Here is a 25043-nt window from a genome sequence, read left to right as displayed (position 1 = left end):
AGAGCCCGACGGTTTCGGCGAGCGGCTTGTAGATCCAGACGATCAGCAGCACGACGGCGGGCAGCAGGTACAGGTACGGGGTGAGACGGCGGACCACGCGGCCGGTACGGGACGGGCGGACGGTGGCCGCGCCGTCCGTACCGGACGGGGTGACCGGCGTGGCCGGGGCGGGAACTTCGACGAACATCACTGCACCGCGGCGGTGGTGAGCTCCGCGATGGACTCCCGGATCTCGTCGGCACTCATCTCGTACACGGTGGGCGACACTTCCAGCGGAACCACGGTGTGCAGGACCCGGTCCCGGTAGACGTGCACCATGTTGAACCCCTGGGCACCGTCCAGGCCGCGGATACCGCCCTGCTCGACGAGCAGGTCCTGCGTGTAACAGGTCGCGGACGCCACCGAGACGGGGATACCGGCGAACGTGCACGTCGTCGAATAGTGCAGGTGGCCGGCGAGGATCCCGCGGACGTCGGTGCCCGCGAGCACCGTCTCGAGCCGATGCTGATCCTGCAGTTCCACCTGCTCCATGGCAGTCAGCAGGCTCGGAACCGGGGGGTGGTGCAGCGCGAGGAGGGTACCGTGCTGCGCGGGCTCCGCGAGCACCTCGGTGAGCCACGCGAGTTGCTCGTCGCTGATCAGACCGTGGTGGAACCCGGGAACCGTGCTGTCCAGCACGATGATCCGCAGTCCGCCGACGTCGACGACTGCGTCGACCGAGTCCTGCGTGGGTTCGGCGTCGAGCAGGCCGCTCCGGAAGGCGGGCCGGGCGTCGTGATTGCCCATCACCCAGATCACCTTCGCGCCGAGACGCTCCGCGGCGGGCTCGACGATCCGGCGCAACCGCACGTACGCCTCGGGCTCCCCCGCGTCGGCGAGGTCGCCGGTGAACACGATGGCTTCGGGGCGCTGCCCGGTCTTCTCGAGCCGCTCGAACAGCCGGGAGAGGTTGGCGTCGCTGTCGACGCAGTCGTGCAGCAGGTCACCGTCGGTGACGAAGTGGGTGTCGCTCAGATGCAGGATGTAGTGGTCGGGTTCGCTGTACTGGGACATGGCATTTCTCCTCGGGAAGTCGGGGTCAGACGACGAGCGCGGTGCGCAGGTCGTCGAGTTCGGCCGCGGTCATGCCGTGGGCCAGCAGGTACTCGCGGACGCCGCCGTGCGAGTCGGTGATCGACTCCAGCGTCGCGTGCATGAGTGCCGCAGGGCTGGCATTGATCACGTGGTGGTCGATACCGTCGGGCAGACCGCGGGTGCGCATCTTCTCGATCATCATGGCGGTCCAGTCCCCGGCCAACAGGATCTCCGTCGTCGCGTAGTCCGCGACGATGTCCCGTTGGTCGACGCCGACGGCTGCCAGCGTCAATGCGACGACGATCCCGGTGCGGTCCTTGCCCGCGGTGCAGTGCACGATCGTGGGGTCGTCACCCGAGGCAGCGATGGCGCGGACCGCCCTGGTCAGGCGGGCGCCGTACCGCCCGACCATCTCCCGGTACACGACGGCGAGATCGAAGTTCACGTTGTCGAGATCGAGGGTGCCCTCGTAGACGGGCAGGTGCAGAACGCGGTGGCCGACCCCGGTGAGCGCGCTGGGGGCCTCGTCGAGTTCCTGCTGTTCGCGCAGGTCGATGACGAGGGCCAGGTTCCGCTCACGGAGGGCGACGCGTGCCGCGTCGTCGAGCCGGTGCAGGGCATCCGAGCGGAACAGCTTGTTCCATCTGGTGATCGCGCCCTCCGCAGCGGCGAAGCCGCCGAGGTCACGAAAGTTGTAGGTGCCGTTCAGGCTCAGGCGCCGATGATGTCCGGGCGCCGGGAGAGTGCTGGTCATGTGTCGTGTCTCGTTCGATCGGAGGGAAAGGTGACTACCGGATGAGTTCCTGCACGCGCTGCTGCGCGGCCGCCATGGTGGGCGTGGGGTCCTTGCCGTAGAAGACGGAATCCTCGATCGCCTGGCCGAGGATGTCGTCGGCCTGCACGTAGCTGTTGCCGGGGTAGGACTTCCACGGCTCGAGCCGGTCAAGCTGGCTCAGGTTGGGGGCGAGAAGCGGATTGCCGTCGGCCCACGATTTCAAGGCTGTGGGGTCCTGGGTGAGGGACGGGCGCAGCGGCAGGTACCCGATCTTGCTGGAGATCTGGGTGTAGGCGTGGTCGCTCGTCATGAACTTGATGAACTCCCATGCCGCACGCTGCTTCGCAGGGTCCTGGGAGAACGTGAACAGTGCCGACCCGGAGTTGGTGGGCACCGCCTGCCGTCCCTCGAACGCCGGCATCGGGGCTGCGCGCAGCTCCCAGCCGCCCGTCGTCGCCGCTTTCATGAACATGCCTTGCACGGCCGACGTCTGCAACTGGATGGCGACGTCGCCCTTGGCGAAGCTCTCGGCTTGCGTCGCCGAGCTGATGTTGGCGAGCACGCCGTCGTCGTACAGCTGCCGAAGCATCGCCACCGCCGACACGGCCTCGGGTTCACCGAATTCGATGGTCGAGCGGTCCTGCGACAGCACGTCGCCACCCGCCGAACGGAACAGCGCCTGCATGCACCAGTTGCCGCCCTTCACCGAGCACGACACCGACAGTGCGGGCTTGCCCGTCGCCGCGGTGACGGCCTTGGCGGCGGCGGCCACCTTCGGCCAGGTGGACAGGTCGACGTCGGCGGGCAGGCCAGCCTTGCCCAGCGCGGTCGCGTTGTAGAACAGGGTGGGTGTGGAGAACACGTAGGGAATGCCGTAGGTTTCGCCGTTCCAGTCGGCGAGCGTCGCCGCCCGCGGATGGAACGGGTGCGCGCCGGCGAAGTTCGCCTGGACGGCATCCTTGCCTGCCAGCGCGTCGAGGGACTTCGCGCCGAGCTGGTTGACGGCGAAGTCGAGGGTGTCGAAGGTCAGCTGGGCGACGTCGGGCGGCGAGCCGGCCAGCATCTGGGTCTGGACGCTGCTCGCCGTGCCCGCACCCACGGTGCCGCCGCCCTGCGGCGGCTGTCCCTTCACGTGGATGTTCGGGTGCTCGGACTCGAAGTCGGCGATCAGCCCGTTGATGGTGTCGGACCACAGGCCTGCCTGTGCCAGGTTGTAGGACTCGAAGACGATGTCCACCTGCTGGTTCGGGTCGAGTTCGGGCACCGGCTGATCGCTGCCCCCTGGCCCGGCGGCAGCCCCGCCGGTGGCACAACCGACCAGGGTGGCCATGGCCACGGCCGCCACCAGGACGGCCGAGAATTTCGATCTACGCATCACACTGCTCCTGTTACGAAAGATTCGGTGGTGGGCCGGTTCACCGCGGGGCGAACCGGCGAGTGGGGGTTTGTGGTGTCCGGGAGGTCCACCCATTCCAGGCGGCGCCCGGTGGCCCGGTCGAAGAGATGCAGGTGCGCCGGGTCGGCGGTGAGGACGGCGGATCGGTGCGGGCGCAACGCGATCGGCCGCGGTGCCCGCACACAGATGGTGGACCCACCCACCTCGCAGTAGGCGACCTGCTCGCTGCCGAGGTTCTCGACGGAGGTCACGTCCACCGACAGTCGCACCGGCAGGTCGGCGCCGGGGTCTGCCATCCGGAGGTGTTCGGGGCGGATCCCCAGGACGATGTCGCGGCGCTCGGTCTGCCCCGGCCACAGCGACGCGTGGACGCCGTCCGTGTCGGCGACGACGGCGCCGCCGACGGTGCGGACCCGGGCGTCGATCAGGTTCATGGCCGGGCTGCCGAGGAAGCCGGCGACGAACACCGTCGCCGGCCTGTCATAGACGTCCTCCGGCGTGCCGAGTTGTTCGAGGGCGCCGTTGTTCAGCAGGGCGATCCGCGTCGCCATCGTCATCGCCTCCACCTGGTCGTGGGTGACGTACACGAAGGTCGCACCGAGACGCCGGTGGAGTTCGGTCAGTTCGCGGCGGGTCGCGGTCCGCAGTTTGGCGTCCAGGTTCGATAGCGGCTCGTCCATGAGAAATGCCTTGGGATTGCGGACGATGGCGCGGCCGACGGCCACGCGCTGCCGCTGTCCGCCGGACAGTTCCTTCGGCTTGCGGGCCAGGAGGTGAGCGATGTCGAGTTGCTGCGCGACGGTGTCGACGCGTTCGGCGGCGTCCGCCTTGCGGATCTTCTTCACCCGCAGCGGGAACGCGAGGTTCTTCGCGACGCTGAGATGGGGATACAGGGCGTAGTTCTGGAACACCATCGCCACGTCCCGCCTCCGCGCCGGCGCCATCGTGATGTCCTCGTCGTCGAGGAGGATCCGGCCGTTGGTGGGTTCGAGCAGGCCCGCGAGCATCCGCAGCAAGGTGGTCTTCCCGCAGCCGCTGGGCCCGAGTAGGACCAGGAAGTCGCCGTCCCGGATGTCGAGGTCGATGTTGTCGACGGCGGTGACGCCTCCGAATGTGCGACTCAGGTTCTCGATTCGAATCCTGCCCATGGCCTTCTCCCGATGAAATGCTGTTACCCGATCACGTCGAATCGGGAATTTTGGTTTCAGCGGAAGTTAGCCAGGCTAAAGTGAACGCGGGTCGAACGGGCCGCCAAGCATCGGTAATGCTTGGCGCAACGTCCGGCCGATCACGGATTGATCAGCGGCACAATCTGCTTGAACGTCGCGGCCGCCGCCTCCTCCGAACCGCCACGAGCCCGGCAGACCGCGATCTGCAGCCCGATCAGGAACGCCACCTGAACCACCGGCGACATCTCGCCCGGCCCGGTCCACGGCCCGCTGCCGCCCCCGACGACCAGTCCGATGTCGGACAGCTCCACGAGTGTCGACCGGGCGTAGCTGGTCACGCCGATCACCGTGGCCCCTGCCGCCCGTGCAGCCTCCGCCGGCCGCAGCGTGACCTGGTTCAGTCCGCTGCCGCTGATCGCGAGCAGCACGTCGCGCGAGGTGAGGTGCCCCGCTGTCAGCTGCTGGATTACCGCGTCGGCCGGCGCCTCTGCGGGCCGGCCGTTGGCGAGGAACCTGATCGCGACGGCCGCCGCGGACGGGCCCGAACCGCCGTTGCCCACGACGAGCACCCGGTCGGCGGACGCCAGCGCTTGGACCGCCTGCTCGAAGGACTCGTCTTCGAGAGGTGCGAGTGCACCGGTGAGGTCGTGGGCAAATTCGGTGAACACGGCTCGGAGCAGCCCGGCTCCGGCCTGTGCGCCCGGTTCCGCATCCGTCGTCGGCGTGTCCGCGGCACCGAGGTCACGCAACAGCAGCATCCGCAGGTGCTGGAACCCCTTGAATCCGAGGTTCTGGCACGCCCGGACCACGGTGGCGTTCGACGTCCCCGCGTGTTCCGCGACGTCGGCTGCCGACCACCACGCCACGTCCCGGGGACGCTCCACGCACACGTCCGCCACTCGGCGCTCGCTCGGCGCGAGCTTGGGCGCGACGGCGCGGATGGCGGCCAGGGTGGCCCCGACGGGCGGATCGATCAGTGACGTACTCATGCCCCTGAATAGCACACGGTGGTGAACGCCGGAAGCGACCGGACTGCGGTGCCGGCGCCGCCGAAACACGTGGGTGACGCGCACCTCGCGCCGGTGGGCGTCGCCTATCTCACACTCGCGCAAGTTCAACTTTCAACTTTAGGCGTGTGAAGATCAAGTGACACGGAGGTTGCTGGATGGAGTGGCCCGGAATTCCCAGGGGAGAGCGATCATGTCCGCAGACGAAGAACGACGCCAGGTCGAGTTGGTCGTCGACCGGCTCGCCGTGGAGCACGCCGGCGTGCCACGACACACGATCGAGCAGATCGTGCACGAGGTGCATGCGGCCTTCGACGCGGGCGTGGTCCGCGATTTCGTTCCACTGCTGGTCGAACGGTCCGCGAAGCGGAAGATCGCTGCTCTCACCAGTTTCTGACGCGCGATCTCCGCACCGCTACGGGTGCAGCGGCGCCTGCAGTATGGCGGTGTCGTCGCCGGGTGCTCTACCGGTCAACGGCAGTTGCTGCGCGGCTCGTGGCTCCGTCGGCCCATACCACCAGGTAGGAGCGACCGGGCCTGGTGGCGAGCCAGTCGGCGGCATGCTCGCCCATCGCATAGGCGGCGGTGGCGTCGATGTCTGCCCAGGTCAGTGTGTCGGCGATGACGGTGACCGAGGCGACGCAGGCGGGGGGCTCGCCGGTCCGGGCGTCGACGAGATGGTTGCCGCGGTGCGCGGTGCCGGAGGTGGCGACCGCGCCGGTGTGCACGGGCACGACGGCAATGAGAGTTCTTGTGTCGAAGGGGTTCTCGATTCCGATGCGCCACGGTGCCGCGTCGGGGTCGAGGGTGCGGCAGGTCATGTCGCCGCCCGCGGAGAGGCAGAAGTCGGTGGCGTCCAGTGCCAGGAGGTGGTCGGCGGCCCGCTCGACCGCCCAGCCTTTCACGACGCCGTCGGGGTCGAGGACGATCTCGCCGGTGGGTCCGGGTCGGCGGATCGCGAAGGCGCCACCGGATTCGCGTTCGGCGCGGTGGCCGAGGGCAAAGACCTCGGCCACCGCGGCGGGCAGTTGACCGGTTCCCTTCTCTCCTCGGATCATTGTGGAAAGGAAGGAGTCCGGTCGATACGTACTGAAGAGCCGATCCGTCGCACGCAATGAGGCGAGTGCGTCGGCCCAGGCCTGGCGGCCGTGGCGATCGGCGGCGTGACGTCCCCGCATCGCCAGACTGACCGGCATCCCCATCACGTGCTGGACGTAGCGCTGCGTGCGTTCGCGGCGCGCCGGGTCGGGTGTGGACCCGGGCAGGGTGTCGACGCTCACAGCCCCGCCTCGTCGAGAGCGGACTGCAGCGACTGCACATAGCCGGCGCTCGTGACGGTGGCACCGCTCACCATGTCGATGTCCGCACTTTGTTCGGCGAGGGTCTCGTCCACCAGCACGGGCAGGGCGCGGGCGTTGATTTGTTGGTCCTTGCCGTTGCCGTCCGGATACTGCGGAACGGTCACGTCGGTGATCGTGCCGCCCGACACCACGATCTGTACTTGCACGGGACCCCAACGGGTTTGGGCTGTGGAACCGGTGATCGTGGACGAGGACTCCGGTGCAGGGCCGCCGCCCGCGGCACTCGGTTCGGATGGTTCCGGGGGCTCGGAGGACCCTGCGGGTCCGAGATTTCCGGGTAGAGAGGTGGAGGCGACGACGGTGTCGGGGGCCGCGTCCATCGGGCCCTCGGTGGAGGTGTGGTACCCGAACAGCAGCACACCTGCGGTGATCGTGCTCAGCAGCCATGTGACGATGCGTTTCATCGAGAGGTCACCACCTGAAGGTTTCGGAGTGGACACGGCCGTCGGGGACACCGGCCGCGCGGGTCGTGCGGTGAACCGCGTCGGTCCACGGCTGCGGACCGCAGATGTAGACCTCGCGGGAGGCGACGTCGGGTATCCACTGGATCAGCGCGGTGAGATCGTCGATCTCGCCCATTCCGCTGCCGAGCCACGACGCGGGGGACCGCCGTGGGCCGGGCAGCCACACGATCTGCAGACCTCGTCGGTCGGCCAGGTCCTGGAGCTCCCGGACGAACAACGGTTTGGACGTGTAGCGCAGCAGGATGATCGCCTCGCCGGGCCGGTAGTCGAGTTCTTCGGCCAGTGCTCGTAATGGGGCCGCGCCGACTCCGGCCCCGATCAGTGCCACCCGGCGCGTACCGTAAGTGCGGTGTGAGGGTCGCCCGTAGGGGCCTTCGAACAGCACCGGTGTACCCGGCGCCAGGGTGTGGGCGCGCGAGCTGCCCTCGCCGAGTGCCTTGACCGAGATCCGCAGGCTGCGACCGTCCGGTGCGGCCGACAGCGAGTAGGGATTGGCCCGGGTCCACCCGGGGCCGCCCAGGAATCGCCAGTGGAAGAACTGGCCCGCGGCCGCGGGCAAACGGTCGAGGCGGCGTCCGGACAGGTGAACCGAGACGACACCGTCCCCTTCGGGAACGACGGCGGTGACACGCAGTCGGTGCCGCGCATTGCGCCACACGGGAAGACCGACGCGCCAGACGAGTACCGCCGCAACGGCCAGGGCCCACAGGGTCCACCAGTAGACCGTCGCCGCGGGTGAGGTGAGGAACTCCTGACCGGTCCAGAGTTGGTGCGGAACAGCGAGTCCCACGCCCAGATAGGCGTAGAGATGAAGCAGGTGCCAGCTCTCGTAACGCAGCCGGTCCCGCACCCACCGGATGCTGGTGACCACGACCATCAGCAACAGCGCGGTACCGACGACGGCCAACAACATCCCGGGATAGTCGACGGTCAAGTCCCACAGCATCGCCGGACTCCGGGTGAGGTCGCCGCCGGCGTATCCCCAGGTGATGATGCAGACGTGCCCGACCATGACCGCGACGGACGTCGATCCGACGATGCGGTGCAACCCGATGAGCCGGTCCTGACCGAAGGCGCGCTCGAGGATGGGAATACGCGCGACGAGGAAGACCTGCGCGAGGAGAAGGTCGGCGGACACCAGCCCGGCGAGGCGCCCCACGGACATCAGCGCGGTCTCGGGCACCACGAGATCCTCGATACCGCCGTCTGCCGTCCACCAGTAACAGACCACCAGGAGGCTGAGCCAGAGCAAGATGCCGGCACCATAGCGGACGCCGGCATCGAACTGCCGAGCGGTGAACCGGTCCGCGGTGTGACGATCCGGGCGACCCCGATCGCTGTGCCGCATGTACGGCGCTACGGGCGATTCGATGGGGATCGGTTCGGTTCGCATGGGCTGTCCCTCGGGCGTGCGGTCGTCGAGTGCGGGCACGTCGCCCGGATGCCCAGGATCAGCGACCGAACTGGGTATCCGGATCGAGGTGGCTGTGAGTTTCCTGCGAAGTCATCGGGGGACGCCGGTCATGCGCTCGTGACGAGCGGCCCGAACCGCTCACCGCATTGTTCGGCGACTGCCCTGGTTCGCTCGCCGCGGCGCCGAACGAGGGCACGGTCACGGGTGCAGCGGCGCCTGCAGTATGGCGGTGTCGTCGCCGGGTGCGCTGACGCCGAGCATGGTGGCGTCGGACATCGGCAGCGCCACGGCGAGGTTCATCGACATCTTCCGGTCGCCGCCGGCGATGAAACTTCCTGCGTTCATGCGACTTCCGTCGGGTCGTTGCAGCCAGACGTTGTAGGTGCTGCCCTGGGGGAGTCCGGTGACGTCGAGGCTGATTCCGGTTCCCCAGGCGCGGTTCTCCACCCGAGCGGACGCCTCCACACCCGGGGCGGGCGCGGTGAAGGCCACCGGCTGTCCGGGCGGGCTGTTCGGGACGAGGGTGCGGAGGAAGAATCCCCCGGTGAGCAGGCCGAGAGCGGTGACGGCGGCCGCGGCGACGACCGCGATCCGGCGGTGACGTTGCCGGCTGCGTTCGCGGTCGAGCGTCGCGAGGATCGTGCCGGGCAGTGCGGGGGACGGCGCCGGCGGCGGCTCGAGGAGCCGGTCGGGGTCCGCCTGCCCCAGGACCGAGGCCACCGGGGTCAGCTGGATCAACTCGGCCCGGCAATCCGGGCATCCGTCCAGGTGGGCGCGTACCGCCACGGCTTCGTGGTCGTCGAGGCGCCCGAGCGCGTACATGCCCAGCAAGGTGTGCATCTGTCGGCAGCGATCACTGGTCACCGTGCCACCCCATTTCTTCCAGTACGAGTTTGAGCGCCTTCAGCCCGTAGTACACCCGACTGCGCACGGTGCCCACGGGGATGCCGAGTTCCGCTGCGACCTCGCTGGTGGGCCGGTCGCGCAAATGAATCTCGACGAGTACGACGCGGTGCTGTTCGGACAGTCGCCGCAGTGCCTCCTCGACCTGCAGTCCCACCAGCAACTGTTCCAGCGGGCGCTCGGGCACGGGAACGTCGGGCGGCTCGGTGTCGGCGAGCTGGGGCCGGGAGGCCCGCGCCCGGCTCGCGTCGATCACCACGTTGCGGCAGATGGCATACAGCCAGGTCCGGACGGTGGAACGCTGCGGGTCGTACCGGTCCGCGCCGCGCCAGGCTCGGAGGAACGTCTCCTGCACCGCTTCCTCCGCGCGTCCCCGGTCCCCGAGTGAGCGGTAGGCGAGGGCGAACAGTTCGCCGGCGTGATCGTCGTAGACGGTCCGCAACACCGCGTTGTCGGCCAAATTCCCGACCGACTCCTCCGCCCGCTTGCGCGACATGCGTAGCCGCACGACCTCACCTCCTGCACCACCGGAAATGTCGTCGGCCCGTCCGACGTCCGCCAGGGTGTACGGACGTGAGTGCCGCGGCGTTCACCGTCGATTCTCACACCAGCGTCTTCGTGAAAGTTCGCGGCCGTCGTGAACGCGGCCGGCCGGCGGTCCGTACTCCCCGGCGTCGTCCGCGATCGGCGGGCGGTAACAGAGGAGAACGGAGATCTGATGATCGCGAAGCACACGATTGTCGCGGTGGCCTGCGCGGGCGCCGCGGTTGCCCTGATGTCGGGCTGCAGCCAGGCGACCGAGGCCCCGGCCGCCGGGGCGGATGCGCAGACGACCGCTGCCCCGGACGCAGCGCCGGCGACCGACGCATCGGATGCGGCGACGACGCTCGGCACGCGGGAGACCGCGCTCGGCACCGTGCTGACCGACGGTGACGGCTTCACGCTCTACCGCTTCGACGAGGACACCGCCGACCTGGTGCGGTGCGTGGGCCCATGTGCGGAGATCTGGCCGCCGACGCCCGGCACGCCGTTGCCGCACCCGGACGCCGTCCTGCCGGGCACGGTGGGCACCACGACGCGCCCGGACGGCGTCGAGCAGGCCACCTATGACGGTCATCCTCTCTACCGGTTCGCGAAGGATTCCGCCCCGGGGCTGACGAGCGGCGACGGGGTCAAGGGCACGTGGCACGTGGTGACGGTCGATGCCGCGCACGGGTGACGGCCACGAACCCTCCGTCGGTGGTCGTTCGGGCACTACCGTCACCCGGCGCAGCGCCCTGATCGGTCTGGCGGCGGTCGGTGCGATCGCCGCGGTGGACGTCGGGGGGTTCCTGTTCGCCGGCGGCCGGCTGACCCCGCACGCCGTCACCCCGTCGCGGTTCGTCGACCGATTCGAGCAGGTCTTCGGCCGGCACGAGGGGTTCCGGCGCAACCACGCGAAGGGGGTGAGTGCCACGGGGTGGTTCACGGCGACCGGTGCCGGGTCCGCGGTGTCCACGGCGAGCGTCTTCCGGACCGGCGACCGCTACCCGGTCACCGGACGGTTCTCGTTATCGGGTGGGCTGCCTGCCGCTGCCGACGCTGCCGACACCGTGCGCGGTCTGGGGTTGGTGTTCCGGTTGCCCGCGGGAGAGCAGTGGCGGACCGCGATGATCGACAGTCCGGTGTTCCCCGACCGCACGCCGGACGGTTTCCGCGATCGGCTGCTCGCCTCGAAGAAGGTCCCGGACACCGGCAAACCCGATCCGGCCGCGATGGCGTCGTTCCTGGCACGCCATCCCGAGACGGCGGCGGCGATGGACATCATCCGGCGACAGCCTCGCACTTCCGGTTTCGAGGACAGCACATTTCACGGGCTCAATGCGTTCCGGTGCACCGACCGATCCGGGGTCACGGTTCCGGTGCGCTGGAGGCTGGTGCCGGAGCAGCCCGTCCGGCATCCCGGCGCCGAGGAGGGGTCCGGCCGCGACTACCTGTTCGACGCCCTCGTCCGGGACGTCACGCGAGGACCCCTGCGCTGGCGGATGATCCTCACGCTCGGGGAGGCGGGGGACCCGACGGACGATGCCACCAGACCGTGGCCGGCCGACAGGAAGTCCCTCGACGTCGGCACGCTGACCGTCGACGCGATCGACACCGAAGCACCGGGCAACGCGCGGGACGTCAACTTCGATCCGCTGGTGCTGCCGAACGGCATTGCACCGTCGGATGATCCACTGCTCAGTGCGCGGTCCGCGGTCTACGCGGAATCGTTCGATCGGCGGTCCGGTGAGCCGAAATCGCCGAGTCGAGTCGACGTGTCGGAGGTGCCCGATGAGCGATAGTCCGACCGACCGGCCGACCCGGTATGCGTTCACGTCGCGGTTGCTGCACTGGACGATGGCGATCCTGGTGATCGCCCAACTCTTCCTCGGTGTCGCGATGGTGGCGTCGTTGGACGCCTACCACCTGTTGCGGACGGTGCATCAGCCGCTGGGATTCGCGATCCTCGTCCTCGCGGTCGTGCGCATCGGTAACCGGATCGTCCACCGGCCGCCGCCGTCCGCCGGGATGCGGCCCGCCGAGCGGATGGTCGCGATCGGGTCGGAATACCTGCTCTACGGACTCCTGGTGCTGCAACCGGTCACCGGGTGGGCGATGCTGTCGGCGGGCGGGTTCCCGATCGGGCTCACCGCGCAGTTGAGTCTGCCCGCGATCGCGCCCCGCGATCCGGATCTGTACTCGGTGTTGCGGCAGTCCCACACCCTGCTCGGATACCTGCTGTTCGCTGCGTTCACCGCGCACCTGTGCGCCGTCCTGTTCCACACGTTCGTCCTGCGTGACCGGATTCTCGGCCGGATGACGATGGGGCGCCGAGCCCGGCCCACCCCGCCGCAGCAACGACAAGATCAAGAGTTCAGGGTTTCCTGAATACAGGAATCTCTGTATCGTCGGGGCATGGAGATGCTGATCCATCGCGACGCGCTGGCCCGGTTCGGATATGCGCTGTCGGACACGACGCGCACGCAGATCCTGCTGAACCTGCGGTCGGGGCCCAGGTATCCGTCCGAGCTGGCCGAACAGATCGGGGTGTCGCGCCAGATCCTGTCGAATCACCTGGCCTGCCTGCGTGGTTGCGGTCTCGTCGTCGCGGCGCCGGAGGGGCGGCGCACGCGGTACGAACTGGCGGACCCGCGGATCGGGCGCGCGCTGGACGACCTGATCGGCCTGGTGCTGGCCGTCGATCCGTCCTGCTGCCCGGACGCCGAGACGGACGGATGCTGCTGATGGCGTCGGAACTCGGAATGCCCACCACGCGTCCGGCTCTCACGGCGGGGCGGCGGCAGGTGCTGGGGCGGCGGATCCGGTGGTTCGTGGCCGCGACGATCAGCTACAACGTGCTCGAGGCCATCATCGCGCTGAGCGAGGGCGCGCGGGTGTCGTCGACCGCGCTGATCGGGTTCGGTCTCGACTCGGTCATCGAGGTGTCCTCCGCGGCGGCCGTCGCCTGGCAATTCGCCGGCAAGGACCCGGAATCGCGGGAGCGGGTGACACTGCGGATCATCGCGTTTTCGTTCTTCGCGTTGGCCGTCTACGTCACGGTCGACGCGATCCGCTCCCTCTTCGGCATCGGCGAAGCGGAGCACTCGATCGTCGGGATCACGCTGGCAGCAGCCAGTCTCGCGATCATGCCGGTGCTGTCGTGGGCACAGCGGCGCGCGGGACGCGAACTCGGCTCCCTCTCGGCCGTCGCCGATTCCAAGCAGACCCTGCTGTGCACCTACCTGTCCGCCGTCCTGCTGGTCGGCCTGTTGCTCAACTCCCTGCTCGGGTGGTCCTGGGCCGACCCGATCGCCGCCCTGGTCATCGCCGCGATCGCGGTCAAGGAGGGAATCAACGCCTGGCAGGGCGACACCTGTTGCCCGGCGCCGGCCACCACCTCCGGTGCCGGCGCCGGTCCTGCCTGCGACTGCTGCGACGACTGAAAGGGCCCGGCGACCGCGTCACTTCCCCCCGACGATGCCGCTGTCGAGGAGTTTGGCGACATCGGAGTCGGAGCTGCCGAGGAGGTCGCGGAGGACGCTGCCGGTGTCGTCGCCGACGGCGGAGGCGGGTGCCACGGTGGCGTGGTGCCCGTCGAACGATGCCGGGTGGCCGGAGGCGAGGTAGGTGCCGATCCGCGGCTGCTCGAGGGGGGTGAACATCGGATTGTTCTCGAGTTCGCCGGATTTCACGATTTCCTCGAACGTGCGGTAGCGCTCGGCGAGGACGGACGTCTTCGAGAGTGCCTCGGCCACTTCGGCCGCGGTGTGTTCGCGGAACCAGCGGGTGAACAGTGCGGTGAGGACGTCGCGGTGGGTGAAGCGGTCGGCTTCGCGCGCGAAGTCGGCGTCGAGTGCGGTGGCGAGTGCCTCCACGGCGGCGGTGGTTCCGGTGACGGCAACGAGGTCGCGGAAGTGCCGTGGGGTGAGGGCCACGATCATGAACCGGGCGCCGTCGCTGGTGGTGAAATCCGTTCCGTACGTGCCGTAGACGGAGTTGCCGGTCCCTTGCCTGCCGGTGCCGTTGATCTGCACCTCGGTGAGGTATCCGAGGGTGCCGGCGGTGGCGAGCGCGACGTCCTCGAGCGGCAGGGAGATGCGGGTGCCCTCGCCGGTGGCGTCGCGGTGACGGGCCGCGGCGGCGACGGCCAGCGCGGCGTACAACCCGCACGCCACGTCCCAGGCGGGGAGGACGTGGTTGACGACCCCGGCATGATCGGCGGGACCGGTGATGGACGGGAAACCGAGCCCGGCGTTGACCGTGTAGTCGACGCCGGGGGAACCATCACGGCCACCGAGGATTTCGAGGGTGATGACGTCGGAGCGGAGCGCACTCAGTGTGTCGTGGGCGAGCCAGTCACGACCTCCCGCGTTGGTGACGAGAATGCCGCCGCCCGCGCCGGGAGCCGCGACCAGCTGCTGGACGAGCCGCTGCCCCTCGGGGTTGCGCATGTCGACGGCCACGGACCGCTTGCCGCGGTTGAGCCCGGTCCAGTAGATGCTCTCGCCGTCGCCCGTGATCGGCCAGCGGTTGTAGTCGGCGGCGCCGCCGATGGGGTCGATTCGGATGACCTCGGCCCCCAGCTGGGACAGGGTCAGTCCGCACAGGGGTGACGCGATGAAGCTGGAGACCTCGACGATCCGAAGTCCGGCAAGGGGAGTGTGGGCGGTCACGAGAGATGCTCCTTGTTGGTGGAGGTCAGGCCATGAGGGCGGTGAAGCGCCAGTCGAGGACGGGGACGTCGGACGCTGTGGCGTTGTGCGCGAACACCAGTGAACGCAGATGCAGTATTCCGCCGCCGCCGGGCAACTCCTCGGCGCTCTCGATTTCGAGTTCGCTGGTGAGGGTGTCGCCCTCGTGGACGGGACCGGTGTGGTCGCAGGACTTCCAGCCCAGGACCGTGACGAGGTTCGGCAGGGCGCGCGTGGCCTGCCCGAGCGCGATGCCGATGGTGTGCCCGCCGTAGACGAGTCGTCCGTCGGCGCCGACCCGTTCGTCGTGGTGGGTGGCCGCGATGTTGAGGGTGAGACGTGCCAGTTCGGGGGCGCTCGACACCACGTCGCCGCTGCTCCGCAGCACGGATCCGGCGAGGTCGGCCGAGAAGTGCTGTCCCGGAACCTTGTCGCGGTAGCGGGCGAGGTCCCAGCCCTCGGGGGCGGCGAACGATTGCTCCGCCTGCGGTCCGATCGCGGACAGGTCGTCGGACTTGCGGACGCGGTCCTCGTCGGGGTTCGCGCTCAACGGGAGCATCGCGCAGCGGTAGAAATCGAGGACGGTGCGGCCGTCCTGGTCGGTGGACGTCATCCGCAGAGCGGCCAGACCGGTGGGTTTGCGTCCCGGTTTCGCCGAGTTCTCCCGCAGTCCCACCACTTCGGTGCGCGTGTAGAGCGTGTCGCCGAGATGCGGGAAGTGATGGAAGCGGAGACCGCGGTAGAACAGGTTGGCCTTCACGTGGTGAGTGGCCAGCGTGGACTGTCCGATGGCGACGTCGGTGACGAGGCCGGGGTTCGCGACGGCGTCCGTGGACCCGGTGACGGCCCGGGACAGGTGCGCGTCGAGGGGCAGCCGCAGGCGGTCGCCGAGGATGGCTTGATGGGCGGCGGCGAGGCCGCTGGTGAGGGTGACGGCGGGGGCGGTGTCGAATACCTGCCCGACCTCGAGTTCGTCGAAGTACGGGCCACCGACGTACGTCTGCGTGATCGTCACTGTGCACCTACCTGGGCGAGAACGCGGCGTGCCGCGACTGCGACGGCCTCGTCGAGCATCTGCCCGTCGAGTTGGGCAGCCCCGGCGCCCGCGGCCTCGGCGGCGGCGAGCGCGTCGATCACGCGTCGCGCGTCCTCGACCGCGGTGTCGGTGGGGGTGAAGGCCGCGGCGGCGGACTCGACCTGGGCGGGATGGATGACCCATTTTCCGTCGAAACCGAGCGCGCTGGTCCACGCGGCCGAGTGGCGGAAGGCGTCGTCGTCGGCGATGCCGAGGAACGGGCCGTCGATCGCCTGGATGCCGGCGGCGCGGGCGGCGACGAGGATGCCGTCCTGGATCGCGAGCCAGTGCTCGGGGAGGGCGGAGCGGGACCGGCCGAGGGCCGCCCCGAGGTCGGCGTAGCCGATGATGACGGACTCGAGCCGGGCGACGGCGCGGGTGATGTCGGCGATGTTCTGCACGCCGACCGGGGTTTCGACGAGAGCCTGCAACCCGATGTCGGTACCGGCGAGAGCCTGATCGGCGCGGACCAGATCCTGCGCCGTCTCCACCTTGGGAACCACGATGCTCGTGAGCGCGGCGCCGAGGGAGGCACACAGGGCGAGGTCGTCCTCCGCCCACGGCGTGGTCAGCGCGTTGATGCGGACCGCGACGGCCCGGGAGCCGTCCGATTCGAGCACGAGGCGGCGCACGAGGTCGCGGGCCTCGGCCTTCTTGGCGGAGGCGACGGCGTCTTCGAGGTCGAGGACCACCTCGTCGGCGGTCGACCGGAGCGCCTTGAGGGCCTTGCGCTCGTCGGATCCGGGGGCCACCAGAACGGCGCGCCTGCGGGTGAGGTTCTGCACGATGCTTCATTCCTAGGGTCCGGGAGCCCGGGTCGGGCTGGATATGTACGGCCAGCCTGATGCGGCTGCGCTGCTGATGCTGGCAGCGACGCAGCCGTCATGTCAAGACCGATCGTTGACTTTAGGCAGACATTGTCGGATTATGGCCGTACAAATGTTGTGGAAAGTGTGAGGTGGATTCATGGCCAAGCTGAACGAAGAAGAGGCGTACCTGGTCGAGACGGTGCGCGCGTTCATCGATCGCGACGTGAAGCCGACGGTGCAGGCGGTGGAACACGCCAACGAGTACCCCGAGAAGTGGATCGAGCAGATGAAGCAGATCGGGATCTACGGTCTGGCGGTCCCGGAGGAGTACGGCGGATCACCGGTGTCGATGCCCTGCTACGCGCAGGTGACGCAGGAACTGGCCCGCGGATGGATGAGCCTGGCCGGTGCGATGGGCGGGCACACCGTCGTCGCGAAGCTGCTGTCGCTGTACGGCACGGAGGAGCAGAAGCAGCAGTACCTGCCGAAGATGGCGACCGGCGAGATCCGGGCCACGATGGCGTTGACCGAGCCCGGTGGTGGGTCGGATCTGCAGGCCATGTCCACCACCGCCAAGGCGGACGGCGACGACCTGGTGATCTCCGGTTCCAAGACCTGGATCTCCAACGCGCGTCGGTCGGGATTGATCGCCCTGCTGTGCAAGACCGACCCGCAGGCGACGCCCAAGCACCGGGGCATCTCCATCGTCCTGGTCGAGCACGGCCCCGGTCTGACGGTGTCGCGGGATCTGCCGAAGCTCGGCTACAAGGGCGTCGAGACGTGTGAGCTGTCGTTCGACGGGTACCGGGCCCCCGCGTCCGCGATCCTCGGCGGCACCCCGGGCAAGGGGTTCGGCCAGATGATGAAGGGTCTGGAGACGGGGCGCATCCAGGTGGCGTGCCGTGCGCTGGGTGTGGCCACGGCGGCGCTCGAGGATTCCCTCGCCTACGCGCAGCAGCGGGAGAGCTTCGGTCAGCCGATCTGGAAGCACCAGTCGATCGGCAACTACCTCGCCGACATGGCGACCAAGCTGACCGCGGCCCGGCAGCTGACCTGGCATGCGGCGGAGCAGTACGACAGCGGCGACCGGTGCGACATGGAGGCGGGCATGGCGAAGCTGTACGCGTCCGAGGTGGCGATGGACATCGCGCTGAACGCCGTCCGGATCCACGGTGGCTACGGCTATTCCACGGAGTACGACGTGGAGCGCTACTTCCGGGACGCCCCGCTGATGATCGTCGGCGAAGGCACCAACGAGATCCAGCGCAACGTCATCGTCTCGCAGTTGGTGTCGCGAGGCGGCATCTAGTCGGCAACCTGCACGTAGGATCGGTGCGCGATGAACGGTAGAGAACGAGACACGGAGCCGGCGTACCAGCTGGTGTCGAGGCAGCTCCGCGAGCATATTGCTGCGGGCAAGTACAGCGGCGGGATCAAGCTGCCCACCGAATTCGAGCTCGCGGACCAGCACGGCGTCAGCCGGCAGACCGTTCGTCGCGCATTCCAGGACCTGGTGGCCGAGGGCATCGTCTACCGGGTCCCGGGCCGGGGCACGTTCGCCGCCGAGTCCGACGGCCGATACCTGCGGCAGCTGGGGTCGATCGAGGATCTGATGAACCTGTCCACGGACACCACCATGGAGGTGGTCACCCCCCTGCGCCGCCGGGTCGACATCGAGGCGGCGAGCAGGCTCCGCCTCGACACCGACCTCGTCAACACGGTCGTGTTCCGGCGACGCCACGACGACACCCCGTTCGTGCTGACCACCGTCTACCTGCCCGACGAGATCGCCCGGTTCGTCGCCGACGCACCCGAGATGTCCGCGGGCGCCGTCAGCTCGCACACGATCATCGGCCTGCTCGAACCGCACCTGCGGAGCCCCATCACCGAGGCCGCGCAATCGATCACCGTCGCGCCGGCGCCGGCGGACGTGGCCCGCGAACTCGGCTGCTCCGAGGGCCACTCGATGCTGCGGGTCGACCGCCTCTACTCCGACTCGGACGGGCGGACCGTCGAATTGGCGGTCAGCTACTTCCTGCCCGAGCATTACACCTACCGCGTGACCCTCCGCCGCGGCGGACGCTGACCGTCGTCGCCGGGCGCTCGCGTCCGGACCGATTGCCGGGCCTGATGATCGGTCTACGTGTCGGCCGGGGCGGTGCCCGAGCCCCAGCTTCCGAACTGCTCCACCACGCCCCACAGTGGGTCGGTGGGACCGATGTCGTACGTGCACTCGGCGGGCCGGGGGTCCGGGACGAACGCCCACAGCAGCGCCCCGGCCGCTCCCGCGTCCCGCTGGCCCTGGATCTTGGCGCCGATGTGCGTCGCCCGGTCCGTCAGGGTGGCACACGATCCGGCGAGTTCCCCGATCTCGCCCACCAGGAGCGGTTTGCCGAGCGCCGCAGCCTGTTCGAGGCGCCGCGCGAGCCCGTTCCACTGATCGCCGGGCAGCGGAACCCCGTCGGCGCCGTAATCGTGATACTGCACGACGTCGACATACGGTGACGCCGAGACGAATTGGTACTCGTCGCCCTGGGTTCCGCACTGGCCGCCGCCGGTGAATCCCGCCGTGATCAGCGTGCGTGGATCACGGGCCCGCACCTCGGCGCCCGCGGCGTCGAAGAAGTCACGGAGCACCTGAGCCGCACCGGGCTCGCACGACCGCGTCCACCACGAGCAGTCGGCGTCGGTGCACGTGCTCGTCTCCGGCTCCCCGACGAGCTCCCACGCCGCCAGCGACGGCGAACCCTTGAACCTGTCGACGGCCGTCCGCGTCCAGTCGCGGAAGCTCATCAGCGTGCGGGGCGCACCCGGCGTCATCGTCGTCCAGCCGTCCACGTACCACTGCCTGCCCTTGAACACCCCGTCCTCGCATGCCCCGTCCTGGGGTGCGAGAACCGGGATCAGCATCTGGTCGTGCGCCTCGGCCGCCGCGAACACGGCGTCCATCGCCCCGAAATCCAGCTGTCCGGTGAAACGGTTGATCGCCAGCGCCTGGAAGAGGTTGAAACGGGTCAGCGAGTGAGGCGGGAGCGCGGAGAAGTAGGAGTCGAGGTCGACCATTGCGCCGCAACCCCAATTGACCGACCAGTTCGTGGCCAATTGGTAGGCGTTGAACCCGGTCGGCCACCACGGTTGCCCGTCGAGCGCGAACCCCTCGGGCGAGGCGGTGACCCTGGCCCCCGGCGCGGGAGCGGCAGCCGACACGAAGCCCCCTCCCAGCGCCGTCAGAGCGACGGTCGCGATCACCGCGGCCAGCTTCGTGATGCGCGTCACCGTCATGAATGAATAGTAGGGACCAGTCGGTACGAATGGAGGCTTGTTTCGCCCCTCGAGCGACCGTCCAGTCCCCCTGACAGGGGGCGACGCCTCGAACTTCTCCCGCTCGACCCGATAGTGTGCACGGCGGGGGCAAGCGCACGTCATTACCGAGAATTCGCAGAGGTTTACATTGTCGAGTCCCGAAAACGACGCCGAGCTCGCAGGCCGCGTCCAGCGCCTGCTGCAGTTCCTGCGGGAGATCGTCCGGGCTCGCACGAAGCCGGTTCTCCGCGTCGACCAGCACGAACAGGTCGAATGGCTGCATCAGGACGGCCGGACGATCCCACTCGATTCCGACGCCGCGCAGGGCGACATCGTCCTGCGAGTGCCCCTCATCGGCGTCGAGGATCCGCCGGACCTGCCGACCGTCCTGGCCGGCTGGGTGGACGCGTCGGCCCGGGCCGACAGCTCGCGGTCCGACCTCGAGCTGAACGCGTCCGACGCGTACTCCGAGGACTCCGACGAGGAATACGACGTGCGTCGCGCGTACGACGTCCGGAAGGCGTTCGACGCGTACGTGCCGCGCTGGCAGGCGTGGGCGAAGGCGGATCGGGAGCGTCGCCCGCACGCCGATCTGTACCAGTCGCTGCAGCGGATGCTGCAGGAGCTGAACGCCCGCCCCGAGTCGATCGAACTCGTGCTCGCGTCCGGACTGCTGACCCTGGCGGGTGCGGGACCGGACGGCGGTGTCCAGACCCACCTGGTCACCCAGTCGGCGAGCATCCACCGCGATCCGCGGACCGGCGACCTGCTGGTGCGGCTGATCGCGGGCTCCCAGCCCCGGCTCGAAGACTCCCAGATGTTCACCGGACTGGACGTCTACGACAGCGCGCACGCGATGCCGCTGCAGAAGCAACTGCAGGACACCGTCACGTCGCCGCTGAGCGACGGCGTCCGCACACTGCTCGCGGAGTGGGCTCCGAAGTCGCTGACGGCGTACGTCGCCGTTCGGGACGACATCCGGCAGCCCGCCGACCACGCAGACGGCACCGTCACGCTGTCGCCCGCCCTGGTGCTGCGCAAGCGCAGCGCGTTCGCCCTGGTCGAGTACTACGAGCAGATGATCTCCCACCTCGACGGCGACGGCGCGACCGTCCCGCTCGGGCTCGCCCAGCTGGTCGAGGCGATCGAACCGGCGGACCGGCTGTCGTGGCTCGAGCGCACCGGCGCCGCCACCTCCTCCACTCTCGCCGAGGACCCGCTCTTCCCGCTTCCGGCCAACGCCGAGCAGTCGCAGATCATCGAGCGGCTCGGCGGCGACAGCGGAGTGGTGGTCGAGGGCCCGCCCGGGACGGGCAAGACCCACACGATCGCCAACCTGGTGTCAGCGCTGCTCGCCCGCGGCCAGCGGGTGCTCGTCACGAGCGAGAAGGCGCAGGCGCTCCGCGTCCTGAGGGACAAGCTCCCGCCCGAGATGCAGGAACTGTGCGTCTCGATCACCGACCTGTCCCGCGGCGGCTCGGACGAGCTCACCCGCAGTGTGGCGACCATCGCCGAACGGAAGTCGTCGTTCAACCCGCACAGCGAGGGCCAGAAGATCGCCGACCTTCGCGCCCAGCGGGACGAGGCCGTGCAGAAGCGGGCCGTCGTGCTCGAGCAGGTGAAGGCACTGCGCGAGTCCGAGACGTACCAGCACGACGCCGTCGCCGACGGCTACGAGGGCACCGCCGCCACCATCGTCCGCAAGGTCATGGGCCTGCAGGACGCGTTCGAGTGGCTTCCCGGACCGCTGCTCAGCGAGCAGCCGCCCCTCACCGGCACCGAGGTCGAGACCCTGCGCCGGCTGTGCGTGACGGCGTCCCCCGAGCGCGCGCAGCGTGCACGCCAGACACTTCCCGCGCTGGACTCCCTGCTGCCGAACCGGGCCGAACTCGAACGGCTCTGCTCGCGCGCGTCGACCAGCATCCCCATCGACACCCCGCAGTCGGCGCACCTGCTCGAGGTCCTCGGCGGCGTCGATCCGGAGACCGCGTACTCCATTCGCAGGCACTGCAAGGAACTGCAGGCCCGCGCTCACGACGTCCTCGACCTGGACGGCCAGTTCCAGAGCCTCGCCGACACCGTCCTGTCCGGCCGGGCCACCCACCTGTGGGGGCGCCTGGACGCGCTGCCCGCGATCGTCGAGGCGGCCGCCGCCGCCGACCGGTACATCGGTGCGCAGGACGTCCAGTGCGCCGTCATGACTCGACCCGCCCTGCAGGCGGTGGGTGCGCTCGCCGTCGCCCTCGAATCCGGCACCGTCGAATGGAAGGCCCGGTTCCGTCGCAGCGAGGAGCAGAAGGCCGTCGAAGAGCTCGGCCTCGACGCCACCGTCGACGGCGTACCCGCCACGACCGCCGCCACGGTGCGGCTGGTGACCGAGCACCTGCGCGCCCACGACGCCGCGCAGACCGCCGCCACCCTGCTGGCCGATCTGCGGATTCCGGTGGACATGAACGGGTCTCGTGCCGTTCAGGTCGACAGCCTCAACATGATCGTCGGCCGGGTGGCCCGCGTGCGCGCACTCCTCGTCGCCCGCGACGCGCTGGCCCGTGAACTGTTCGCGCTGTCCCCGAACGCGCCGCGGATCCGTAACCTCGCGGACGCCACCGCGGTGGCCGGGGCCGCGGAGGCCATCACCACCCGCGCCGACGTGGACAGTGCGCGTGCGGAACTCGACACCATCGTCTCCGCCGTCTCCACCGAGGTCGACGCGGGACCCTCACCCGAAGGCGCCGCCCTGGTGGCGGCGCTCGACCAGGCCGACAACGCCGCCCTCTCCGAGGCGCTCACCCGGTACGCGATCGCCCGCGTCGAACAGCAGGATCAGCGGCTGTTCGACGAGCTGTCCGACCGGCTGTCACCCGTCGCGCCGGCACTGTACGACCTGGTGCGCAGGACGGCGGCGCTCACCGAGTGGGACGAGATGAGCTGGCAGATGTCGGAGGCCTGGGCGTGGCGCCGCGCCCGCCAATGGGTCACCGAGCAGCACCGGGCCGGTCGTGAGCAGGAACTCGAAGCCGAACTCAACGCCGTCGACGCGGATCTCGCGCACCTCACCGCGCGGCTCGCGGCCGCGACCGCCTGGCGCGACTGCCTCGAACACCTGACGGCCGACCAGGTGCGGGCACTGCAGACGTACCGCGAGCACATCTCGAGTATCGGCGCAGGTGCCGGAAAGTACGCCGAGAAGTACCGCAGCGCAGCACGATCCGCGATGGGGGAGGCGCAGGGCGCGGTGCCCGCGTGGGTGATGCCGCTGCAGCAGGTCCTCGCGTCCATCCCGCCCGTGCCGGGCAGCTTCGACGTCGTCATCGTCGACGAGGCGAGCCAGGCCGACATCACCAACCTGTTCCTCCTGTGGCTGGCGCCGCGGGTCATCGTCGTCGGCGACGACAAGCAGTGCGCCCCCGCCGACATCCCCACCAGCGGCACCCTCGACGACGTGTTCACCCGCCTGGACGCGTACCTGCCCGACCTCCCCGAGTACGTCCAGGCCACGCTCACCCCGCGGTCGAGTCTGTTCTCGATTCTGCGCACCAGCTTCGGGCAGGTGGTCCGGCTCCGTGAGCACTTCCGCTCCATGCCCGAGATCATCAACTGGTCGAGCACCCAGTTCTACGGCGAACTGCCGCTGGTCCCGGTGCGGCAGTTCGGCGCGGATCGGCTTCCGCCGCTGAAACATACGTACGTATCCGACGCCTCTGTGTCGGGCAAGGACTCGACGCTCACCAACCACGTCGAGGCCGCCGCCCTCGTCGATCAGCTCATCGAATGCCTCGTCGACCCCCGCTACGACGGCAAGACATTCGGAATCGTCGTGCTGCAGGGGCAGTCCCAGGTCGACGCCATCCGCACCGAACTCGTCAAGCGCATCGGTATCGAACAGTGGGAGCAGCGGCGGCTGCGTGTCGGGACGCCGCCGGACTTCCAGGGCGACGAACGGAGCGTCGTCTTCCTGTCGATGGTCGTGGGACCGGAACAGAACTTCGCACCGCTGACGGCGAACCAGTACAAGCGGCGGTTCAACGTCGCGGCGACACGGGCCCAGGATCAGCTGTGGCTGTTCCACTCCGTGACCGTCGACGAACTGAAGCGGGCCGACCTGCGCAACTCCCTACTGAGCTACATGATGTCGACGTCGCCGGCGCCGGCCGACCCGATGCCGCAGGACGTCGATCGCGACGTGCGGATCCCCCCGTTCGACAATCTCCTCGAACAGCGGGTGTTCAACGACATCGCCGAACGCGGCTACCACGTCAATTCCCAAGTCGAGGTGAACAATCGGCGCATCGACCTCGTCGTCACCGGCGGCACCAGGAGGCTCGCCGTCGAATGCGACGGCGACGCCTTCTCGACCACCCCGGAACAGCGGATCGCGGACCTCGAACGCGAGCAGGAACTCAAGCGGTGCGGCTGGACGTTCTGGCGCGTCCGCGAATCGGAGTACTACCTCGACCCGAAGGCCGCCCTGTCGAGCCTGTGGGACACGCTGGACAACCTGGGCATTGCCCCGCACGCGGTCGATCACGCGATGGCCATCGAGGCCGCCGCCACCGAACGCGCGGCGCGCGATGCGGCCGCCGCGACCGAGCGCGGGAAGCACGCGGCACCCATAGGCGCTTCGCACCCGTGAGTACTTGTTAACGTCCCGCGGTTAATAAGTACTCACGGGCCGGAGGCAACGACTGTCGCCGCGGAACTCGGCGATGACGTCGTCGCCGCGGCGGACGGTGACGTCGTAGAGGCCGTTGCGCCCGAAGCGGGCCCGCTCCACGGCCTCGGCGACGAGGGTGTCGCCGAGGCGGGTGGCCGTGAGGAACCGGATGTCGGCGCGGGCGGCGACCGCGGCAGTGTCGTACCCGTTGCACGCCATCGCGAATGCGGTGTCGGCGAGGGTGAACACGAAGCCGCCGTGGGTGATGCCGTGACCGTTGACCATGGTCTCACCCACGACCATCGACGCGACCGCGTGACCGGGGCTGAGCTCGAGGATCTGGATGCCGAGCGCGCGGGACGCGTTGTCTGCCTCGAACATCTCCCGCGCGATACGGCATTCCGCGGACGCGTCGACAGTCATGGT

Annotated in this window: 24 protein-coding genes and 1 pseudogene; 9 read left to right on the top strand and 16 right to left on the bottom strand. The window is 69.2% G+C overall.

Features of this window, described 5'->3' with window-relative positions; translation table 11 throughout:
- From P3H15_RS30480 to P3H15_RS30455, 6 genes and pseudogenes are all read right to left on the bottom strand, one after another.
- Nucleotides 1-187, bottom strand: a pseudogene (locus P3H15_RS30480) (sugar ABC transporter permease); the annotation flags it as partial.
- Entirely contained in the window at nt 187-1053 is an 867-nt protein-coding gene (locus tag P3H15_RS30475; protein WP_276140631.1) for a phosphodiesterase, read from the bottom strand. The pseudogene P3H15_RS30480 and the gene P3H15_RS30475, both read right to left, overlap by 1 nt.
- Before the next feature lie 25 nt (nt 1054-1078).
- On the bottom strand, nt 1079-1828 hold the full coding sequence (locus P3H15_RS30470) for a tyrosine-protein phosphatase (RefSeq protein WP_276140630.1): 750 nt from the start codon (nt 1826-1828) through the stop codon (nt 1079-1081).
- A 34-nt stretch (nt 1829-1862) separates the two neighbouring features.
- Nucleotides 1863-3224 carry an extracellular solute-binding protein gene (locus P3H15_RS30465; protein ID WP_276140629.1) on the bottom strand — a complete coding sequence of 454 codons (1362 nt, stop codon included), beginning with the start codon at nt 3222-3224 and terminating at the stop codon, nt 1863-1865.
- A complete protein-coding gene (locus P3H15_RS30460) occupies nt 3224-4393 on the bottom strand; it encodes an ABC transporter ATP-binding protein (protein WP_276140628.1) in 1170 nt (389 codons plus the stop codon). Before P3H15_RS30460 ends, P3H15_RS30465 begins: the two co-directional genes overlap by 1 nt.
- A gap of 140 nt (nt 4394-4533) precedes the next feature.
- Nucleotides 4534-5403 (bottom strand): MurR/RpiR family transcriptional regulator, encoded by an 870-nt coding sequence (locus P3H15_RS30455; protein ID WP_276140627.1) that lies wholly within the window; start codon nt 5401-5403, stop codon nt 4534-4536.
- 211 nt (nt 5404-5614) lie between these two features.
- On the opposite strand from P3H15_RS30455, the gene P3H15_RS30450 reads away from it, so the two are divergent.
- Complete coding sequence (locus tag P3H15_RS30450) at nt 5615-5818, top strand: three-helix bundle dimerization domain-containing protein (RefSeq protein ID WP_276140626.1); 204 nt, start codon at nt 5615-5617, stop codon at nt 5816-5818.
- 67 nt (nt 5819-5885) lie between these two features.
- Here the strand turns inward: P3H15_RS30450 and P3H15_RS30445 are convergent, their stop codons facing one another.
- The 5 genes from P3H15_RS30445 to P3H15_RS30425 form a co-directional block, all read right to left on the bottom strand.
- The gene (locus tag P3H15_RS30445) at nt 5886-6701 is read right to left on the bottom strand and encodes an FAD:protein FMN transferase (RefSeq protein ID WP_276140625.1); all 816 of its coding nucleotides are present in this window, start codon (nt 6699-6701) and stop codon (nt 5886-5888) included.
- The gene (locus P3H15_RS30440; protein WP_276140624.1) at nt 6698-7186 is read right to left on the bottom strand and encodes an FMN-binding protein; all 489 of its coding nucleotides are present in this window, start codon (nt 7184-7186) and stop codon (nt 6698-6700) included. Before P3H15_RS30440 ends, P3H15_RS30445 begins: the two co-directional genes overlap by 4 nt.
- A gap of 7 nt (nt 7187-7193) precedes the next feature.
- Entirely contained in the window at nt 7194-8639 is a 1446-nt protein-coding gene (locus P3H15_RS30435; RefSeq protein ID WP_276140623.1) for a ferredoxin reductase family protein, read from the bottom strand.
- A 219-nt stretch (nt 8640-8858) separates the two neighbouring features.
- Nucleotides 8859-9524 carry a zf-HC2 domain-containing protein gene (locus P3H15_RS30430; RefSeq protein ID WP_276140622.1) on the bottom strand — a complete coding sequence of 222 codons (666 nt, stop codon included), beginning with the start codon at nt 9522-9524 and terminating at the stop codon, nt 8859-8861.
- On the bottom strand, nt 9514-10071 hold the full coding sequence (locus P3H15_RS30425; protein WP_276140621.1) for a sigma-70 family RNA polymerase sigma factor: 558 nt from the start codon (nt 10069-10071) through the stop codon (nt 9514-9516). The genes P3H15_RS30430 and P3H15_RS30425 overlap by 11 nt, the downstream gene beginning before the upstream one ends.
- A gap of 210 nt (nt 10072-10281) precedes the next feature.
- Between P3H15_RS30425 and P3H15_RS30420 the strand changes: the two genes are divergently transcribed.
- From P3H15_RS30420 to P3H15_RS30400, 5 genes are read left to right on the top strand one after another with little or no spacing between them, the layout of a single operon-like run.
- The gene (locus tag P3H15_RS30420) at nt 10282-10782 is read left to right on the top strand and encodes a hypothetical protein (protein ID WP_276140620.1); all 501 of its coding nucleotides are present in this window, start codon (nt 10282-10284) and stop codon (nt 10780-10782) included.
- Nucleotides 10766-11887, top strand: coding sequence for a catalase family peroxidase (locus P3H15_RS30415; protein WP_276140619.1), 1122 nt, complete (start codon nt 10766-10768; stop codon nt 11885-11887). Before P3H15_RS30420 ends, P3H15_RS30415 begins: the two co-directional genes overlap by 17 nt.
- Nucleotides 11877-12473 carry a cytochrome b gene (locus P3H15_RS30410; protein ID WP_276140618.1) on the top strand — a complete coding sequence of 199 codons (597 nt, stop codon included), beginning with the start codon at nt 11877-11879 and terminating at the stop codon, nt 12471-12473. Before P3H15_RS30415 ends, P3H15_RS30410 begins: the two co-directional genes overlap by 11 nt.
- 27 nt (nt 12474-12500) lie before the next feature.
- Nucleotides 12501-12830 carry a helix-turn-helix transcriptional regulator gene (locus P3H15_RS30405; protein WP_276140617.1) on the top strand — a complete coding sequence of 110 codons (330 nt, stop codon included), beginning with the start codon at nt 12501-12503 and terminating at the stop codon, nt 12828-12830.
- Nucleotides 12830-13528, top strand: coding sequence for a cation transporter (locus tag P3H15_RS30400; RefSeq protein WP_276140616.1), 699 nt, complete (start codon nt 12830-12832; stop codon nt 13526-13528). Before P3H15_RS30405 ends, P3H15_RS30400 begins: the two co-directional genes overlap by 1 nt.
- 18 nt (nt 13529-13546) lie before the next feature.
- Here P3H15_RS30400 and P3H15_RS30395 read toward each other — a convergent pair whose 3' ends face one another.
- From P3H15_RS30395 to P3H15_RS30385, 3 genes are read right to left on the bottom strand one after another with little or no spacing between them, the layout of a single operon-like run.
- Nucleotides 13547-14758 (bottom strand): CoA transferase, encoded by a 1212-nt coding sequence (locus tag P3H15_RS30395; protein ID WP_276140615.1) that lies wholly within the window; start codon nt 14756-14758, stop codon nt 13547-13549.
- A 25-nt stretch (nt 14759-14783) separates the two neighbouring features.
- A complete protein-coding gene (locus P3H15_RS30390; protein WP_276140614.1) occupies nt 14784-15791 on the bottom strand; it encodes a MaoC family dehydratase in 1008 nt (335 codons plus the stop codon).
- Complete coding sequence (locus P3H15_RS30385; protein WP_276140613.1) at nt 15788-16636, bottom strand: CoA ester lyase; 849 nt, start codon at nt 16634-16636, stop codon at nt 15788-15790. The genes P3H15_RS30390 and P3H15_RS30385 overlap by 4 nt, the downstream gene beginning before the upstream one ends.
- Before the next feature lie 181 nt (nt 16637-16817).
- Here P3H15_RS30385 and P3H15_RS30380 point away from each other — a divergent pair, with 181 nt between their 5' ends.
- Nucleotides 16818-17969 carry an acyl-CoA dehydrogenase family protein gene (locus P3H15_RS30380; protein WP_276140612.1) on the top strand — a complete coding sequence of 384 codons (1152 nt, stop codon included), beginning with the start codon at nt 16818-16820 and terminating at the stop codon, nt 17967-17969.
- A gap of 30 nt (nt 17970-17999) precedes the next feature.
- Entirely contained in the window at nt 18000-18746 is a 747-nt protein-coding gene (locus P3H15_RS30375) for a GntR family transcriptional regulator (protein WP_276140611.1), read from the top strand.
- 53 nt (nt 18747-18799) lie between these two features.
- Here the strand turns inward: P3H15_RS30375 and P3H15_RS30370 are convergent, their stop codons facing one another.
- A complete protein-coding gene (locus P3H15_RS30370) occupies nt 18800-19942 on the bottom strand; it encodes a beta-mannosidase (protein ID WP_276140610.1) in 1143 nt (380 codons plus the stop codon).
- Nucleotides 19943-20111: 169 nt separating this feature from the next.
- Here P3H15_RS30370 and P3H15_RS30365 point away from each other — a divergent pair, with 169 nt between their 5' ends.
- Nucleotides 20112-24596, top strand: coding sequence for an AAA domain-containing protein (locus P3H15_RS30365; RefSeq protein WP_276140609.1), 4485 nt, complete (start codon nt 20112-20114; stop codon nt 24594-24596).
- A 21-nt stretch (nt 24597-24617) separates the two neighbouring features.
- Here the strand turns inward: P3H15_RS30365 and paaI are convergent, their stop codons facing one another.
- Complete coding sequence (gene paaI / locus P3H15_RS30360; protein ID WP_276140608.1) at nt 24618-25040, bottom strand: hydroxyphenylacetyl-CoA thioesterase PaaI; 423 nt, start codon at nt 25038-25040, stop codon at nt 24618-24620.
- Nucleotides 25041-25043 lie beyond the last annotated feature (3 nt).

This window comes from Rhodococcus sp. T2V, assembly GCF_029269925.1.
Lineage (GTDB): Bacteria > Actinomycetota > Actinomycetes > Mycobacteriales > Mycobacteriaceae > Rhodococcus_F > Rhodococcus_F koreensis.
The sequence above is the reverse complement of the archived record's forward strand: the minus strand, read 5'-3'. Positions and strand labels throughout refer to the sequence as shown.